The organism is Pseudomonas lini (assembly GCF_964063345.1).
GTDB classification, from domain to species: Bacteria; Pseudomonadota; Gammaproteobacteria; order Pseudomonadales; family Pseudomonadaceae; genus Aquipseudomonas; species Aquipseudomonas lini_B.
The window spans coordinates 6,291,422-6,306,374 of sequence record NZ_OZ061318.1 but is presented as its reverse complement, the minus strand read 5'-3'; the positions used below and the strand labels follow the sequence as shown (position 1 = coordinate 6,306,374).

Genomic DNA, 14,953 nt, shown 5'->3' with positions numbered 1-14,953 from the left:
CGAAAATTGCGTGGCAGAAACGACAAAGGCCTGCATGAGAAACCTCATGCAGGCCTTTGAAAAATATGGCGCCGAAGCCGGAATCGAAGACTAACTCCCGGTACTCGAGTGCATCCGAGACCCACGGCAGTCCTCCAACCGCAGCAGATCAGTCGCCGAGCGAATGACAAAATCCGGCGCCAGCACCTCGCAGCGCTGCGGTTGCCCATACCCGTAAGCGGCCCAGCAACTCGCTACGCCAATATTGCGGGCATACCCAAGATCGATCTCGGTGTCCCCGACCACCAGTACCTGTGTCCTGTCGGCGTTACGCATCCGAGGCTTGATCTGCTCAAAAAAGCTGGCCGGGGCCGGCTTCGGCGCTCGTTCGCCGACAGCAGCCACTACCCCGCGAAAGCAGGAACCCAGACGATACTGTTCAAGACTGGCCATGATCGAGACTTCTCCCTTGTTGGAAACAACAAACAGCTCGCTACCCGCGTCATGCAGCCGTTGCACAACCTCTTCGACACCTGGATAAGGCACGCTTTGGGCGACGCCCAACCCCCCGTTGTAAATCTGTCGATAGTCGGCGACCCACACCGGCAACTCAGGCAAATCGCCGACGCCCAGCAACACACCCAACATTTCAACCAACGTGAGTCCTTGGTCGATCACATGGTCGATCAAGTCCGGAGCAAAAGGCTGTACACCACGGCGACTGGCCAGAACCTCAAGGGTTTTGCGGATCGCATTGCGGGTATCGAACAGGGTGCCATCGAAATCAATCAGCAGGGTGCGATAGTGCATAGACCATGGATCACTCAAGTGGGCAAATACCAGTCAGGCAAACGCCCGACGGAACCTTGAACGCAAGGCGAACGGCACCGTGCAATCGAAGATGCTTTTAGGGGCGACGCCATTGCGCTGCCCCGTGCGGTAAAGACTCGACAGGGTCGGGTCGAGCGGTGTGCCAGGCAACGGTCGAGTACTGTGAATATCCATTTCCGCCCGAAAGCGAGTGGACATTGCCCACAATACCTCCTCGGCCGAACAGGGATTGACGTCGTCGTCCAGCAACAGGATGTTCTTGGTGCTGGAGATATTTTCGAGCAGTCTCTGCGCGAGGTGCCTTACCCGCTGATCATCCGCTTCGCAGGACTTGAGAACCTGCAACACGGTAAACAGGTGGCCGCCACCGGCGGGTTGGGCCACGATATCCTTGACCAACGCGCTCATCCCCCAATCACTGAGCAGGCGCAGAATCGAAGCTTCCTGGGCACCGCCCAATAATTCGGACTGTTCCCTGCCTGGCCCCGAGAGCGCTTGGTAGATGGCACCTGGACGATGGCTCAAGGCGCTCACGCGCAGCGTCGATACCTGGCCGCATGGCGAGTAGTAACCCAGGTACTCAGGCATCGAGTGCGCATCGCCGACCTCTGATTCGGCTTCCATTTCGTTACCCAGGGTCGCCTCCAGGACAATTTCGGCGTGCTCGACAAAACGCCCGGCGTTGGAAAAGCAGGGGACAAGCTCGACCCCTTGCCCCCGGACCGCCCCCGCCACCCCCAACTCGTCGTCACCAAATCCGAGCGCGGGTTTGCTCAGGGCTGCGGCGATGTAGATTACCGGGTCCATGCCGATGTTGACTGAAACCGACAACCGCTCGCCACGTTCGGCATGGATATCGATCAGGCGTTGCAGGTCTCCTCCCGGATAGATCGCGATAACGACCGAAGAAGGTTTGATCGTGATGCGGTGAACCGAGCAATTGGTGGCACCACTGCGTTCATCGCGGGCATAGACCATACCTAGCGTAATGGTCGGCCCCGGATCACCGGCCGAACACGTGAGCGCCGGCAACAAAGCCTGCAAGTCGGGATTTTCCATGACCACCCGATCCGCCGACGCGTGCACCATGACGGGCGCAATCGGAGCCGTGATCGCCCGATACAACAACGCAGCATTGGAGACATCCCTGCCCTGCCTGCCTTGGGGATCCAGAAAGATCCGGCTGTTGGCTCTACTGCCCAACACTCCCAGCAACACCGGAAACACCCCCGTCAGCGGCTTGCGATACAACCTCAGAGGTTGCTCGGCGCTCATCACCGAGTTGGCCGCCGTTCGGTAGGCACCCAGATAGTCACTCAGCAAGTCCAGGTTCGGATCAATGGGTGTATCGATGTACTCCAAGGCTTGCCCTTGACGCTCAAGCACGCCAAGAGCGGAGCGAAGATCACGAATTTCAACGTTGTCAGTCATACCCGCCCCTCGCTCAGGAACCAGCCGAGGGGGCCGGGACAGCAACCTGAGGCAACTGGCGGCCGGCAATCAGGATGAACACCACTGACAGCAGCGCACAGAGCGCACCCAGCATGATCGAAACCGCGTAATTCTGATAAAGGTCGAACAGCAGCCCTGCGACGCTCCCTCCGATCAGGGCGGCCACCCCGACCGAAATGTACAGGGCCCCCAGGATTGCCCCCAAGTTCGCCGTGCCGAACCAACTGGCAGCCACCGACGGGTAGAGGGATATACAGCCACCATTGGCCACGCCGAAACAAATGGCGAACAGCGCCAGCGTGATGAATGTATGGGCGCCAAGCCACAGGATATTGAGCAGCACTAGCGCGAAGGTCAAAACGATCAGAAGGCGACGAGCCCCCATCCGGTCACCGATGCTTCCCAGGAACAACCGACCGGCTACGTTGCCGACGCCGATAAGCCCGATCAACAAATTGGCCTGGGTGGCGGAAATGTCAAACTGGCGAGCGTAGGGGTTGATGTGCACAAGCGCGAGAAACAGCCCGACCGAGCCAAAAAAAATCGCCCCAAAGTACCACCAGAATCGCCCTGTACTCGCGGCTTCGGCCAGACGCATGCCGCCAGGTGCCACTTGATGCCTGGCGCTCGAAGACGAGGGGGCGAGGCCATCCGGCGAAAGGCCCAGCTCCTGCGGATTGCTCCTGACCAGCGACGCCACCAGCAGGCCAACAACAAGAATGGCCACGGCGAAGATCTGCATTGTCGACTCCCAGGAAAAATACTGCATCAGCAGCCCTGCAGCCGACGGCCCGACAAAAGTCCCGACACCGGTTCCCGCCAGCGCAATGCCCGAAGCCTTGCTGCGGTTTTTGACGAACCAGCGCTGGACCGCTGTCACCGTCGGCACATACACCAGACCGACCCCCAACCCGACCAGGGAACAGAAGCACACCAGGAACAACTGCAACGAGCCGGAGGCAAGGCTGCTGAGGAAAAACCCCAGCGCCAGCAAGATTATGCCAACGCAGACCACGATCCGGGTCGAGATGCGATCCGCCAGAGAACCGGAGAAGACCCCGACTGCGTAATATATGAAGGCCGTCAGTGAAAACACCGATGCCACGGAAAAACGCCCCACATCGAAGTTGGACTGGATGTGCGAAAAAAACGCCCCGAACGAATAGGCGCCGCCAAAGATAAGTGCCAGCAGCAGATGCGCCGCGAACACCACATACCATCCTGGAAATATTTTGGGTTTCATAGCAGTTTGCTCTCGGATCTTGCTTGCGGTTTAACCACGAAAGTGGCTATTGCCACCCCTGGAAATGGGTCGCGAGAAGCGACCCGCCGGTATTAATAGGCAACATCGACCACGCTGGACGTTGCCCCTGACACCCTCACGCGAACCAGGGTCTTGACCTCCAGGCCGGTGACGTTGCGCACCCGCTCGACCCCGGCATAGTCCAGCTTCTCGGCCACGCAGATAATCTGCTCGACATGGGCACCAGCCCGACGTACAGCCTCTATCAGCCCGATGAGCGTACCGCCGGTGCTGATCAGATCATCAACTATGATCACTCGGTCACCGGGCTCGACGCCGTTCAAGTACAACTCACCAGAAATGTACTCACAGTCGAAGCCGACCTTGACCTGCCCTTCGAGCCCCGACGGATACCAGCGAGCGATGCCGAATGGCAGGCCGCTGAGCAAGGAAACTGCAGCAAGCAGGACACCGCCCTTATCCTCCTCTCCCACCAGTTTCAACCCTGGGGAAAGATCTGCGGCCTCGCACACCCGTTGCGCCGCCACACGCAACAACCGCGCGGGCGTCGCGGGTACCTGCTCGGTCAACGAATTGATCAGAAACTGCTTGCCGTTGACCTCCACCAGCGGCCGGTCATGGAACGCTTCGCGCAGGATATCGATCTTGCCGAATTCGATCTTTTCCAGACCTTGCCCCTGGTCGGCCTTTTCAACCGCCGAGACAAAGGCGTGCATCTTGACGCTGTCCTTGGTGCTGGCGGTTGCCGAGACGCCACTGCTGACATCCACGCCATCAGGGTTCAGCGCTTCCATCAGGTGCCGAACGTTGTTTGCATTCAAGCCACCAGCAACTATCACCGGGCGTGAAAAACGACTGCGCCGCAGCAGTTCCCAGTCAAAGCGCTGGCCCGTACCACCGTCCCGGCCCTCAACGTAGGTGTCGAACAAGTAGGCACTCACCTGGTAGCTATTGATCAGGTCAACATCCACTTCAGCGGCGACGCGAAAGCCCTTGATCACGGGTTTATCAATCTGCTGGCAGTATTCATTGCTCTCGTCGCCCTGCAGTTGGACCATCGAAATGCCCGAGTGCTTGATCGCGTCCAGCACGATGGGCAACGGCTCATCGACAAACACGCCGACAGTGCTGATAAATGGCGGCAACTGGTCGACGATCCCGCGCACCACCTCTGCACTGACCTGACGCGGGCTTGGCGAGAAGACAAACCCCAGTGCATCGGCACCGGCATTCACTGCCGCCAACGCATCCTCCAGCGTGGTGATGCCGCAAATCTTCACGGTTGTTTTCATAATCCCTGCCCCAAAAATCCTTGAAAAATCTGATAGGCCTTACCGCTGTCAATCGCCGCGCGGGCCATGCTTGCACCTTCCAGAAAACTGTCAGCCCTGGCGCTCAAAACCAACAACGCGCTCGCCGCGATGACCACTGCATCGCTGCGAGGCCCCCGCTCGCCTTCAATGATGGCGGTGCACAGCTGTGCATTACGAACAGGGTCACCGCCAGCCAGGTCCTCCATACGACAAGGCGCAACGCCGAAGTCGCGCGGGTGTACGCTGAACGTCTCGACAGTGCCGTGGCGAACATGGGCGATCAGGGTTTCGCCGATGCAACTGACCTCATCGAGCCCATCGACTCCATGCACCACAAAGGCTTCTTCGCGGCCAAGCCTGAGCAGCGTATGGGCCAAGAGCTCAAGCTGAGAGTGTCGTGCAACGCCTATCAGCTGACGCTTGACACCCGCCGGATGAACCAGGGGGCCAGCAAGGTTGAAGAGGCTGCGCACCCCGATCTCACGCCTGAGTTCACCGATACGCGGAGCAAAACGGTGGAAGCTGGAGGTGGCCACAAAAGCGAAGTTGTACGCGGCGAGATCCGCCCGAATCTGCTGCGCACTGCTGCGGCGCTCAATATCCACACCCAGCGCAGCAATCATGTCACTGCTGCCGCAACGACTGGTAACGCTGCGGTTGCCATGTTTCACAACCGGGACCCCCACCGCTGCCACCACAAACGCCGCCGTCGTGGAAATATTGAAGGTGCCCGCGCGATCACCGCCGGTTCCACCGATATCGACCGCGTTGTCGAAACCGGTCTGCAGCGGTGTACTGCGGCTCAAAATGGCGTCGACCGCCCCCGCTACCTCGTCCGCCGTCTCGCCTTTGCGACTGAGCGCAACCAGCGTCGCAACGATCTGCAGATCGCTGAACTGGCGATTGAGAATGGCCTCGACCACCTGTCTCGTTTCCAGCCTGGACAAATCGGCCCGTTCTTCGACCAATTGACGAATCACCTGGTGGTAGTCGGAACAAGGCAGCTTTTTGGCTTCCTGCACCGCACTCATGCCTGTACCTCGTAGCTGTAACGCATCTGTTGCATGACCGAGTCCAGAGGCAGGACCCGCCCAAGGACATAACCGATATGTTCCAGGGCAGCCAGGTGGCGCGCCTCGCTGGTGCCGGCCACGCATTCGCGCGGCACCCAGACCCGGTAGTCCAGCTGCAAGGCGTCCTGAGCCGTGGCACGCACGCAAACGTCAGTGGCCACACCGGTCAACACCAGCGTATCGACCCCCAGACCCTTGAGCAGCAAATCCAGGTCGGTCGAAAAGAAGCCGCTGTAACGGCGTTTCACCAGGACATAATCACTATCATGGGGACGCAGTTCGTCGATGATTTCGACACCTGGCGTGCCTTCGACGCAATGCTCGGTTTCGCCATATTCAAGTTCCAGCCCGAAATCGACTTTCTGCTTGCGGTGCGACTCGCGGGTATAGATGACCGGGATCCCCAGGGTCCGCGCCAACCCGGCCAGCTCATGGATCAGCGGTACGATGGTGCTGGCGCCCTTGCAGGCGATGGGTGCGTCATCATCGACAAAGTCGTGTTGCATATCGATCACCACCAGCGCGATGTTGTGCGGGACTTTGACCGTTGTGAAAGGTGATTGCATCGTGCTCTTCCATTCCATTGAGGTGAGTCAGGCAAAATCGGTGGCCACTATCCGGGCCAGGGCGGCATAACTGTCTCGGGTAGCCGCAAGGTCATCCAGGTGGTCGAAGCACATGATGTGCAATACGCCAAAGCCTCCGGACTGCTCCTGCATGTCCTCAATTCGCTGCCTGACCGTTTCAGCCGAGCCCACGATCCAGCAATGCTGCGCGACATACTCGACAGTGACATCACTGTCCGGCACATCAGGGTGATGCTTGAGCAACCCCAAGGCGTTGTTGCCCGCCAGCATTGGCAGATAATCCTCGCGAAAATAGCGGCCCATCTCACCCCCCACCGAACGTCTCCATGCCTCTTTATCGGTATCGGCGACAAAGAAGGGGCGGCTCACCCGCCACATGTCTCTTGAAGGCGCAACGCGTCCGGCCTCAAGGGCTCCGCGTTCCACGGCGGCCCAATGGGTATGCAGGTACTGGGGAGTGAAGCAAAAACTGATGGGAATCCAGCCATTGGCACCGGCAAGCCCCAAGGTGGCTGACGAGGCCGAAAGACCGGTCACGCCAATCGGTGGGTACGGCTGCTGGAGCGGCTTGAGGTGGTAACCCGAACATTTGTCCATCTGGTCGGCAGGCCGCCGTACCGTCCAGTACTTGCCGCGATACTCGAATGGACCTTCGCTTTCCCAGAAGCGGGTCATGATAGCGATCGACTCGGCGGTCATCTCGCGATGCGCACCGGACTTGTGATCGATGTTGAACATTTCCAGATCGAGGTTGGTGCCACTGGCCCCGATTCCGACCATGAGTCGGCCTTCGGAAATATGGTCGAGCAAACAGATGCGATGAGCCAGTTCCGCCGGGTGATGGAAAGGCAACATGAAGGCTCCGGGAGCCAATTTGATGCGTTTAGTTTTGAGTAAGGCTTGTGCGATCAGAATATCGGGTGAAGGACATGGCTCTGACGGCATCATGTAATGCTCGCCAATCCAGGCTTCTTCAAAACCAATGCGGTCCAGGTACTCCAGCGTATCCAGATCGTGGAAATGACCGTCACGAATAGATCGATGGCGCGGATGCGCCGGCATCATGAATGCTCCCAACTTCATCGGGTGTTCCCCCTCAGGTCCGTCTATGGTGGTCGTACAGGCTTGTATATACATATATGCAATTTAGCGGCCAGCCTTCGTCCGGGCGCACCCAAAATTCCTGAACGCCACATAAGACATTGGATCCAATGTAAAAAAAAAACGAAAACAGTAGACCCAACCGATCTTTGGGCCGATGAGCTCGAAGGTTTTTTTGCACCACGGCGATACACTCGGTAACAAGTTCTCGGAAATAAGTGCGTGGCGGTGACAACTAAAGAGAGTGCTGGAAAATGGCGAGTCCAGGTCAGACCCGGCCTGTCATCCATGCCCAAAAAAGCTTAGGGAAACGCTGAAAAGCACTCCCGTTATTAGCCTGCAAGTCACGCCACTCCTGGGCTGAAAGAGCGTTTTCCGCTCTTCGCGCGCCCATAGTTCGCGCTCCAAATTGATACGTAGCGTTTTTGAAAACGTACTCAGAGTGACGTTGTCCAGTTTTTCGCCAAGAAAAAAGTCCACCAGTGCGGCGATCGCTATCGGGCTACCTGCCTGGGCACATTGACTGCAGAGGCGCTGGCCAACCCTCAATCCATCAGCAAAGACAAGAACAGCAAACCGCTGAACATTCCCGACAATGCCCAGGTCATCACGTATTACTACAGCATCGAGAACCTGCCGCAGGCCAAGATCGATTGCGAAACCGGTGGGGGAAAATGGACGGAGAAGTAGCTGTTTTATGAGCTGAAGGCATCTTCACCTGATCGCTGCCCCTGGTAGCGACCAGATGGGTTGGCACGCAGGCTGCGTCCAGTCGACGCCGCATCAAGGATAGCGCCTGTCGAAAATTGCGTGGCAGAAACGACAAAGGCCTGCATGAGAAACCTCATGCAGGCCTTTGATAAATATGGTGCCCGAAGCCGGAATCGAACCGGCACGCCCTTACGAGCGGGGGATTTTAAGTCCCATGCGTCTACCAGTTTCGCCATTCGGGCGGTAGCGCGGTAAAGCAGTCTGAAAACTGACCAATAACGATCTGGCAGTTCTGACGCTTGTGCAACAGAGGGGGAAATATATACATCCCGCCCCGGTGAAGCAAGTTCGCAAAGATCCTTTTCAAGACTAAATCTTGCAGGACTGCGAAAATAAAAAAGCTCCGTAGATCATGGATCTACGGAGCTCGTTTAAAGTGGAGGCCGAAGTCGGAATCGAACCGGCGTAGGTGGATTTGCAATCCACTGCATAACCATTTTGCTATTCGGCCTCAAACATCTGACGTCAGTAGAACGACATCAAACGTGTAAACTCGTATCTGGAAACAAGATTCTAATCTAGCTTCCAACCCTTTGAAATCTAAGGGGTTTTCGTGTTCCCTAAGCAGGAATGGACGCAATTCTGGACTGGTTCGAAAGGCATGTCAAGAACTGGAGAAAAATAATTCGAGATGCGCGATCGCCGATACCCGGTCGCTTTCGAGCCTAACACTTCAGCGCCACAGAAAACGCTACCTATCGCAAGATGAGTGTCGGTTTTTGATCTTGTGCCCTTTAATGACTGACCGCCACCACCCGTTGCAACCGCTGCCGATACTGACTGGGCGTCTCCTGCATTTCATGACGGAAATGCCGATTGAAATTCGACAAGTTGGCGTAACCCACTTCAAAGCAGATATCCGCAACGCTGAAACTGCTTTGCGCCAGCAAACGGCAGGCACGCTGGACCCGCAGCTTGCGCGTCAGGTCGACGAAGGTATGGCCCGTGGCGCGCTTGAAGAATTTGGAGAAGGCCGGTTCGTTCATGTCCAGGCGCTGGGCGATGACGGCCATGCGCAACTCATCCGCGAGGTCGTTGAGGATGTAATCGAAGACAATACTCATGCGCTGGGCCGTCAATGCGTCGAGCATCGGCGCATATTGCAGGCTGGCGAGCGTCTGTCTTTCGCTGTCGGGGGCCGATGCCAGCAACTGCAGCAACGACAGGAACAGGCACAACCGCTGCAATCCTTCGCACTGGCCCATGTCTTCCAGCAGTCGGGCCGCTTTCTTGCGGGTCACGCCGTGAAATTCGATGCCCTGGGCCGACTGGCGAAACAGGCTTTGCAACTCGCTGAGTTCAGGAACCTTGTCGCGCAGTTGCATCAGCATCTGACCATCGAATTGCAACACAACATCGCGGCCGGCAATCACCTCCCCTTTGCCAAGATCGCTGATCCAGTCGTGAGGCAAGCCAGGGCCGATCAGCGCGACATGGCCGGCCTCGAACAGGCCGATGTAGTCACCAGCCAACAGCCGTCCGCTGCCTTCGCGGATCAGGTGGATCTCGAATTCCGGATGATGATTCCAGCGCGCAAGGTCGAAGGGATAGTCATGCTCATACCAACGAAAGCTGTGCTGGGGCTCGTTCAGAATGACTTCAAGCGCTGGCGGCTTGTCTGCAGTTACGTGATGGTTCATCACCCTGGCGATTCCATTTTTGTTGGTTTTATCAAGGCTACCGCGAAGCCCGGGACGAGTCGAAGCTGATTCAAAACTCCACGGCGCTGTTATCAGACTCACCCTAAACAGGCAGCAAGCCTAGCGCGCTGTATGGCGGCCACTGATACTTTTTTTCCATGGCCCTGCGCGGTTAAAAAAGTATCAGTGGCGCGTGTGCCGTTCATTTGTTCACCGCTTGGGTTGCTGTAATCCTGTGGTCATCCCGTTGCGGCGATGACTCGCACCGTGGATTACAACAACAATAAGAGCCTCTGCCGCCCAAGGCGCAGAGCGGAGAACACGATGAAGATCATTCCAAGCGCGTTTTTTCTGTCCGCCGGCCTGTCCTCTGCCCTGCTCTGCCAGGCTGCCGAAACGGTGACCATCGCCACCGTGAACAACAGCGACATGATCCGCATGCAGCGGCTGTCCAAAACATTCGAACAGCTGCACCCGGACGTGAAGCTCAACTGGGTGGTACTCGAAGAGAACGTGTTGCGTCAGCGCCTGACCACTGACATTGCCACTCAGGGCGGCCAATTCGATGTGCTGACCATCGGCACCTACGAAACACCATTGTGGGGCGCCAAGCATTGGCTGGAGCCGATGAAAGATCTGCCCGACAGCTATGACCTCGAGGATATTTTCCCCTCGGTTCGTCAGGGACTGTCAGTCAACGACACGCTCTACGCCCTGCCGTTCTATGGCGAAAGCACCATCACCTATTACCGTACCGACCTGTTCAAGGACGCTGGCCTGAGCATGCCCGAGCACCCGACATGGACGCAGCTCGGCGAGTTCGCCGGCAAGCTGCACCAGCCGGATAAAGAGCGGTATGGAATGTGCCTGCGCGGCAAGGCCGGTTGGGGTGAGAACATGGCGCTGCTGACCACCATGTCCAACGCCTTTGGCGCGCGTTGGTTCAACGAGCAGTGGCAGCCGCAACTCACCGGGCCGGAATGGACCGCCGCCGCTAACTTCTACGTCAACACCCTCAAGCAGTACGGTCCGCCGGGTGTTTCGAGCAATGGCTTCAACGAGACGCTGGCCCTGTTCAACAGCGGCAAATGCGCGATCTGGGTCGATGCCAGCGTCGCCGGCTCCTTCATCACCGACACAACTCAAAGCAAGGTGGCCGATAAGGTCGGCTTCGTCGCGGCGCCTACGCAAGTGACCGATAAGGGCTCGTCCTGGCTCTATGCCTGGTCGCTGGCCATCCCTGCGACGTCCAAACACAAGGAAGCCGCCAAAGCCTTTGTGACTTGGGCGACCTCCAAGGAATACATCCAACTGGTCGCCGAGAAGAATGGCATCACCAACGTACCGCCGGGCACCCGCATGTCCACCTACAGCGACGCCTATTTGCAGGCGGCACCCTTCGCCGGTGTCACGCTGAAAATGATGCAGCACGCCGACCCTGCGCACCCGTCAGTTCAACCCGTGCCTTACGTCGGTATCCAGTACGTGACCATTCCGGAATTCCAGGCCATCGGCACGTCGGTCGGCAAGCTGCTGTCCGCGGCGCTCACCGGGCAGATGCCGGTGGAGCAGGCTCTGGCCTCGGCCCAGCAAACCACCGAACGCGAGATGAAGCGCGCGGGTTATCCCAAGTAGCAACGGCTTGGTGCAATCACTGTGGGAGCGGGCTTGCCCGCGAAGAGGCCGGCACATTCAACATTGATGTCGTCTGACACGCCGCCTTCGCGGGCAAGCCTGCTCCCACAGGGTTCTTCGCAGACTCACGACCGCTTTCAATGCCCTCAACGGGGGCGTCTCTTTAGCTCTTACGATTGGATGGGAAAAATGAAACGTTTGGAAGGAAAAAGCGCCCTTATTACCGGTTCTGCCAGAGGCATCGGGAGAACGTTCGCGCAAGCCTATGTCCGCGAAGGCGCTACGGTCGCGATCGCAGACATCAACCTTGAGCGTGCGCAAGCCACCGCCGCCGAACTGGGGCCGAATGCCTATGCGGTCGAGATGGACGTGACCGATCAGCAATCGATCGACGGTGCCATCGCGGCGGTCATCACCACCGCAGGCAAGCTCGATATCCTGATCAACAACGCGGCGCTGTTTGATCTCGCGCCGATTACGGAGATTTCTCGCGAGAGCTACGAACGGCTGTTCTCGATCAATGTGTCCGGCACCCTGTTCACGCTGCAGGCCGCGGCCAAGCAGATGATCCGCCAGGGCCACGGCGGCAAGATCATCAATATGGCCAGTCAGGCCGGTCGACGCGGTGAAGCGCTTGTTGCGGTGTATTGCGCGACCAAAGCGGCAGTAATCAGCCTCACGCAATCGGCCGGTCTCAATCTCATCCCCCACAAGATCAACGTGAATGCCATCGCACCGGGTGTGGTGGACGGTGAGCATTGGGATGGCGTCGATGCACTGTTCGCAAAATATGAAAAACGGCCGCTCGGGGAGAAGAAAAAGCGGGCGGGTCAGGAAGTCCCGTACGGACGCATGGGTACGGCAGACGATCTTGTCGGCATGGCGATCTTCCTGGCATCAAACGAAAGCGATTACATCGTGGCGCAGACCTACAACGTCGATGGCGGCAACTGGATGAGCTGACTCGCATTGAACCCGACTTGAAGCCCATACCGAACAGGCCATGTCTACTGCACGGTAGACATGACCTTCTTACGCCGCCTTGCACATCAATCAATCAGGGCCAGCCGATGCCTCAAAGTCGAAACCGATCCACCGATTGCGAAAGCTGACCCGCCAAAGTGGACAGCTCATCGGTGGTCGAGGCGGTCTGGTTGATGACCTTGCTATTGCCTTCGGACATGCCGGCAATCATTTCCACCTGATGAGCGATTTCGTTGCTGGCCAGGCTCTGCTCACCGATCGTGCGGCTGATGTCATTGACCAGCTCAGTGGTGCTGAGCGTGGCCTGGAGGATTTCGCGGATGGCGCGCTCGACGTCGGCGGTCACTGCCATGCCTTTGTCGACCTGCGCGACGCCCGCCTCCATGCTGGTGACCGCTTCACGGGTGCTTTGCTGGATGCGCGCGACCATGGCGGCAATTTCCTGGGTGGAGGCGCTGGTACGGCCCGCCAGGCTGCGCACCTCATCGGCCACCACGGCAAAACCACGGCCCTGCTCACCGGCGCGAGCGGCCTCGATGGCGGCGTTAAGTGCCAACAGGTTGGTTTGATCGGCGATGCCCTTGATCACCTGAATGATGCTGAAAATCCCCTCGGATTCTTTGTCCAGTGTGCGGATCACCTGGGCCGATTGCTGCGCCGAACGCGCAATACCGTCCATGTCGCTGACCACTTGATGGATCACCCGACCGCCGTCCTTGGCCAATTCCTCGGCCTGGTTGGCCATGTTTAACGCACGCTCGGCATGCCGGGTGATTTCCTCGATGCTCGCGGTCATCTCACTGGCGGCCGCGGCCATGGTGCTGGCGGCGACGCTTTGCTGCTGGCTGCTGCCCGCGACCTGATGGCAGCCGCTGCTCAGTTGCTGACTCATGCCGCTCACGCCATGAGCGTTGCTGCGAACCACTTCGATCATGCCGCGCAGGTCGCGTTGCATGGTCGCCAGGCTGCGAATCAAGGTGCTGGCTTCGTCCTTGCGGGTGGGTTCTACGATAGGCTCGCTCAAGTTGCCATGGGCGATGCTCTCGGCGATGCGACTGGCGATCTGCAACGGCCCCATGATGCTCAGGATGACCCAGCGCCCTTGGGCAAGCAGCAGTAACAAACTGGCAATGAGGACCGTGCCGAGAGTGAAATTGGCACTGCTGATCGCTTGCGCAGTGCCTGCACTGGTCTGTTGGGTGTTGGATTCGATCAGCTCGCTGAGGGCGCCCATCTGGTCTTCCAGTTGGCTGAACGCGGTATTGAACGTGCCGAGTTGCTGCTGTGCGGTATCCGGATTTTCCAGCGCCAGCGCGACAATGCGTTCGGCGGCACCGATGTATGAATCCAGGCTGGGCTTGATCTTGTTCAGTGCGGCCTTGAGGGTGGTATTGACCGGCAGCTTGAGGTTGTCACCGAGCATCTCCCGAAAATGCCCCGCATGCTCATCGAGGGAGCTGCGCACTTCTGCTTTGCTACTGTCGCTTTTACCCAGCCCAACCAGCATCGCCGACAGCACATCCGCGCGCAGCGCATCGTGCATCATGTCGGCTTCAAGGTGGTTGCGCAGCGCGGTCATGCTGACCTCGTTGTCACTCACCGCTTCAGCCATCCGGGTATTGCCCAGATAGCTGACCAGGCTCACGATCAGGGCGGTGAGCAAACTGGTGCCGATCAACAAAAACAAACGCAACTTTATGGACATTTGATGATTCCCCTGACGGCATCTGCATGCTCGGCTGACGTGCTTTGCTCTTGGGGTTATCGACTGTTCCAACCGGTTACTTAGGCCTATTTCCACGCAAGCCGTTTTTAAGCGACCTGCGGTATGCCTTATCGCGTTTTGATCTTGTGATTCGGCGACGAGAGTTCTCAGTGGCCGCGAATGTAATGCTCCAGTTGCCGAATCAAATCGGCCTGCTCGACGATGGCTTCCTTGACCAGGTCGCCAATCGACAACAGCCCGATCAGTTCGCCGCTATCCAGCACGGGCAGATGGCGCAAATGACTGTCGGTCATGACCGCCATGCAGCGTTCGATGCTCTGCTGACTGTCGGCGGTCACCACCGGCGCGCTCATGATTTCGCGCACCGGCGTACCGACCGAAGATCGCCCCTGTAGAACCACTTTGCGCGCATAGTCGCGCTCGCTGATGACGCCGACCACCTGCCCGTCTTCGATGACGGGCAACGCGCCGACGTTCTTCTCGGCCATCATTTTCAGGGCGTCGAGGACCATCTGATCCGGCGCAATGCTGTGCACCTGTTGGTTTTGCACGACTTTCAGTTTGAGCAACTGTGCGGCTGTCTTCATCAACGTTCTC

General features: G+C 58.2%; 12 protein-coding genes, 2 tRNA genes and 1 pseudogene. 3 read left to right on the top strand and 12 right to left on the bottom strand.

Annotation, left to right across the window (positions count from 1 at the left end):
- Positions 1–90 precede the first annotated feature (90 nt).
- From AB3226_RS28630 to AB3226_RS28600, 7 genes are all read right to left on the bottom strand, one after another.
- Positions 91–789, bottom strand: a complete 699-nt coding sequence (locus AB3226_RS28630) for an HAD family hydrolase (protein ID WP_367375527.1) — start codon at positions 787–789, stop codon at positions 91–93.
- 33 nt (positions 790–822) lie between these two features.
- Complete coding sequence (locus tag AB3226_RS28625; RefSeq protein WP_367375526.1) at positions 823–2,241, bottom strand: UbiD family decarboxylase domain-containing protein; 1,419 nt, start codon at positions 2,239–2,241, stop codon at positions 823–825.
- A gap of 13 nt (positions 2,242–2,254) precedes the next feature.
- Positions 2,255–3,505 (bottom strand): MFS transporter, encoded by a 1,251-nt coding sequence (locus AB3226_RS28620; protein WP_367375525.1) that lies wholly within the window; start codon positions 3,503–3,505, stop codon positions 2,255–2,257.
- Positions 3,506–3,597: 92 nt separating this feature from the next.
- Positions 3,598–4,818: a phosphoribosylanthranilate isomerase gene (locus tag AB3226_RS28615; protein ID WP_367375524.1), complete on the bottom strand. Its 1,221-nt coding sequence runs from the start codon at positions 4,816–4,818 to the stop codon at positions 3,598–3,600.
- Positions 4,815–5,870 (bottom strand): anthranilate phosphoribosyltransferase, encoded by a 1,056-nt coding sequence (trpD, locus tag AB3226_RS28610; protein ID WP_367375523.1) that lies wholly within the window; start codon positions 5,868–5,870, stop codon positions 4,815–4,817. Before trpD ends, AB3226_RS28615 begins: the two co-directional genes overlap by 4 nt.
- Positions 5,867–6,478: a cysteine hydrolase family protein gene (locus tag AB3226_RS28605; protein WP_367375522.1), complete on the bottom strand. Its 612-nt coding sequence runs from the start codon at positions 6,476–6,478 to the stop codon at positions 5,867–5,869. The genes trpD and AB3226_RS28605 overlap by 4 nt, the downstream gene beginning before the upstream one ends.
- 27 nt (positions 6,479–6,505) lie before the next feature.
- On the bottom strand, positions 6,506–7,582 hold the full coding sequence (locus AB3226_RS28600) for an LLM class flavin-dependent oxidoreductase (RefSeq protein ID WP_367375521.1): 1,077 nt from the start codon (positions 7,580–7,582) through the stop codon (positions 6,506–6,508).
- A gap of 483 nt (positions 7,583–8,065) precedes the next feature.
- Here AB3226_RS28600 and AB3226_RS28595 point away from each other — a divergent pair.
- Positions 8,066–8,290, top strand: a pseudogene (locus AB3226_RS28595) (hypothetical protein); the annotation flags it as partial.
- 176 nt (positions 8,291–8,466) lie between these two features.
- Here AB3226_RS28595 and AB3226_RS28590 read toward each other — a convergent pair.
- The 3 genes from AB3226_RS28590 to AB3226_RS28580 all read right to left on the bottom strand — a co-directional run bounded on the left by AB3226_RS28590 (position 8,467) and on the right by AB3226_RS28580 (position 10,011).
- Positions 8,467–8,553, bottom strand: a tRNA-Leu gene (locus AB3226_RS28590).
- Positions 8,554–8,748: 195 nt separating this feature from the next.
- Positions 8,749–8,822 (bottom strand) — tRNA-Cys (locus AB3226_RS28585).
- A 283-nt stretch (positions 8,823–9,105) separates the two neighbouring features.
- Positions 9,106–10,011, bottom strand: a complete 906-nt coding sequence (locus tag AB3226_RS28580; RefSeq protein ID WP_367375520.1) for a helix-turn-helix domain-containing protein — start codon at positions 10,009–10,011, stop codon at positions 9,106–9,108.
- Between the two features lie 324 nt (positions 10,012–10,335).
- On the opposite strand from AB3226_RS28580, the gene AB3226_RS28575 reads away from it, so the two are divergent.
- Both AB3226_RS28575 and AB3226_RS28570 read left to right on the top strand, forming a co-directional pair.
- Positions 10,336–11,646 (top strand): sugar ABC transporter substrate-binding protein, encoded by a 1,311-nt coding sequence (locus AB3226_RS28575; protein ID WP_367375519.1) that lies wholly within the window; start codon positions 10,336–10,338, stop codon positions 11,644–11,646.
- 189 nt (positions 11,647–11,835) lie between these two features.
- The gene (locus tag AB3226_RS28570) at positions 11,836–12,609 is read left to right on the top strand and encodes an L-iditol 2-dehydrogenase (RefSeq protein WP_367375518.1); all 774 of its coding nucleotides are present in this window, start codon (positions 11,836–11,838) and stop codon (positions 12,607–12,609) included.
- 112 nt (positions 12,610–12,721) lie between these two features.
- Here the strand turns inward: AB3226_RS28570 and AB3226_RS28565 are convergent, their stop codons facing one another.
- Positions 12,722–14,335 carry a methyl-accepting chemotaxis protein gene (locus AB3226_RS28565; RefSeq protein ID WP_367375517.1) on the bottom strand — a complete coding sequence of 538 codons (1,614 nt, stop codon included), beginning with the start codon at positions 14,333–14,335 and terminating at the stop codon, positions 12,722–12,724.
- 167 nt (positions 14,336–14,502) lie between these two features.
- Positions 14,503–14,943: a CBS domain-containing protein gene (locus tag AB3226_RS28560; RefSeq protein ID WP_123358846.1), complete on the bottom strand. Its 441-nt coding sequence runs from the start codon at positions 14,941–14,943 to the stop codon at positions 14,503–14,505.
- Positions 14,944–14,953 lie beyond the last annotated feature (10 nt).

Bases quoted from the DNA above. Each gene is read 5' to 3' on its own strand.
- AB3226_RS28630 (WP_367375527.1), bottom strand. From the start codon at position 789: ATGCACTATCGCACCCTGCTGATTGATTTCGATGGCACCCTGTTCGAT.
- AB3226_RS28625 (WP_367375526.1), bottom strand. From the start codon at position 2,241: ATGACTGACAACGTTGAAATTCGTGATCTTCGCTCCGCTCTTGGCGTG.
- AB3226_RS28620 (WP_367375525.1), bottom strand. From the start codon at position 3,505: ATGAAACCCAAAATATTTCCAGGATGGTATGTGGTGTTCGCGGCGCAT.
- AB3226_RS28615 (WP_367375524.1), bottom strand. From the start codon at position 4,818: ATGAAAACAACCGTGAAGATTTGCGGCATCACCACGCTGGAGGATGCG.
- trpD (WP_367375523.1), bottom strand. From the start codon at position 5,870: ATGAGTGCGGTGCAGGAAGCCAAAAAGCTGCCTTGTTCCGACTACCAC.
- AB3226_RS28605 (WP_367375522.1), bottom strand. From the start codon at position 6,478: ATGCAATCACCTTTCACAACGGTCAAAGTCCCGCACAACATCGCGCTG.
- AB3226_RS28600 (WP_367375521.1), bottom strand. From the start codon at position 7,582: ATGAAGTTGGGAGCATTCATGATGCCGGCGCATCCGCGCCATCGATCT.
- AB3226_RS28580 (WP_367375520.1), bottom strand. From the start codon at position 10,011: ATGAACCATCACGTAACTGCAGACAAGCCGCCAGCGCTTGAAGTCATT.
- AB3226_RS28575 (WP_367375519.1), top strand. From the start codon at position 10,336: ATGAAGATCATTCCAAGCGCGTTTTTTCTGTCCGCCGGCCTGTCCTCT.
- AB3226_RS28570 (WP_367375518.1), top strand. From the start codon at position 11,836: ATGAAACGTTTGGAAGGAAAAAGCGCCCTTATTACCGGTTCTGCCAGA.
- AB3226_RS28565 (WP_367375517.1), bottom strand. From the start codon at position 14,335: ATGTCCATAAAGTTGCGTTTGTTTTTGTTGATCGGCACCAGTTTGCTC.
- AB3226_RS28560 (WP_123358846.1), bottom strand. From the start codon at position 14,943: ATGAAGACAGCCGCACAGTTGCTCAAACTGAAAGTCGTGCAAAACCAA.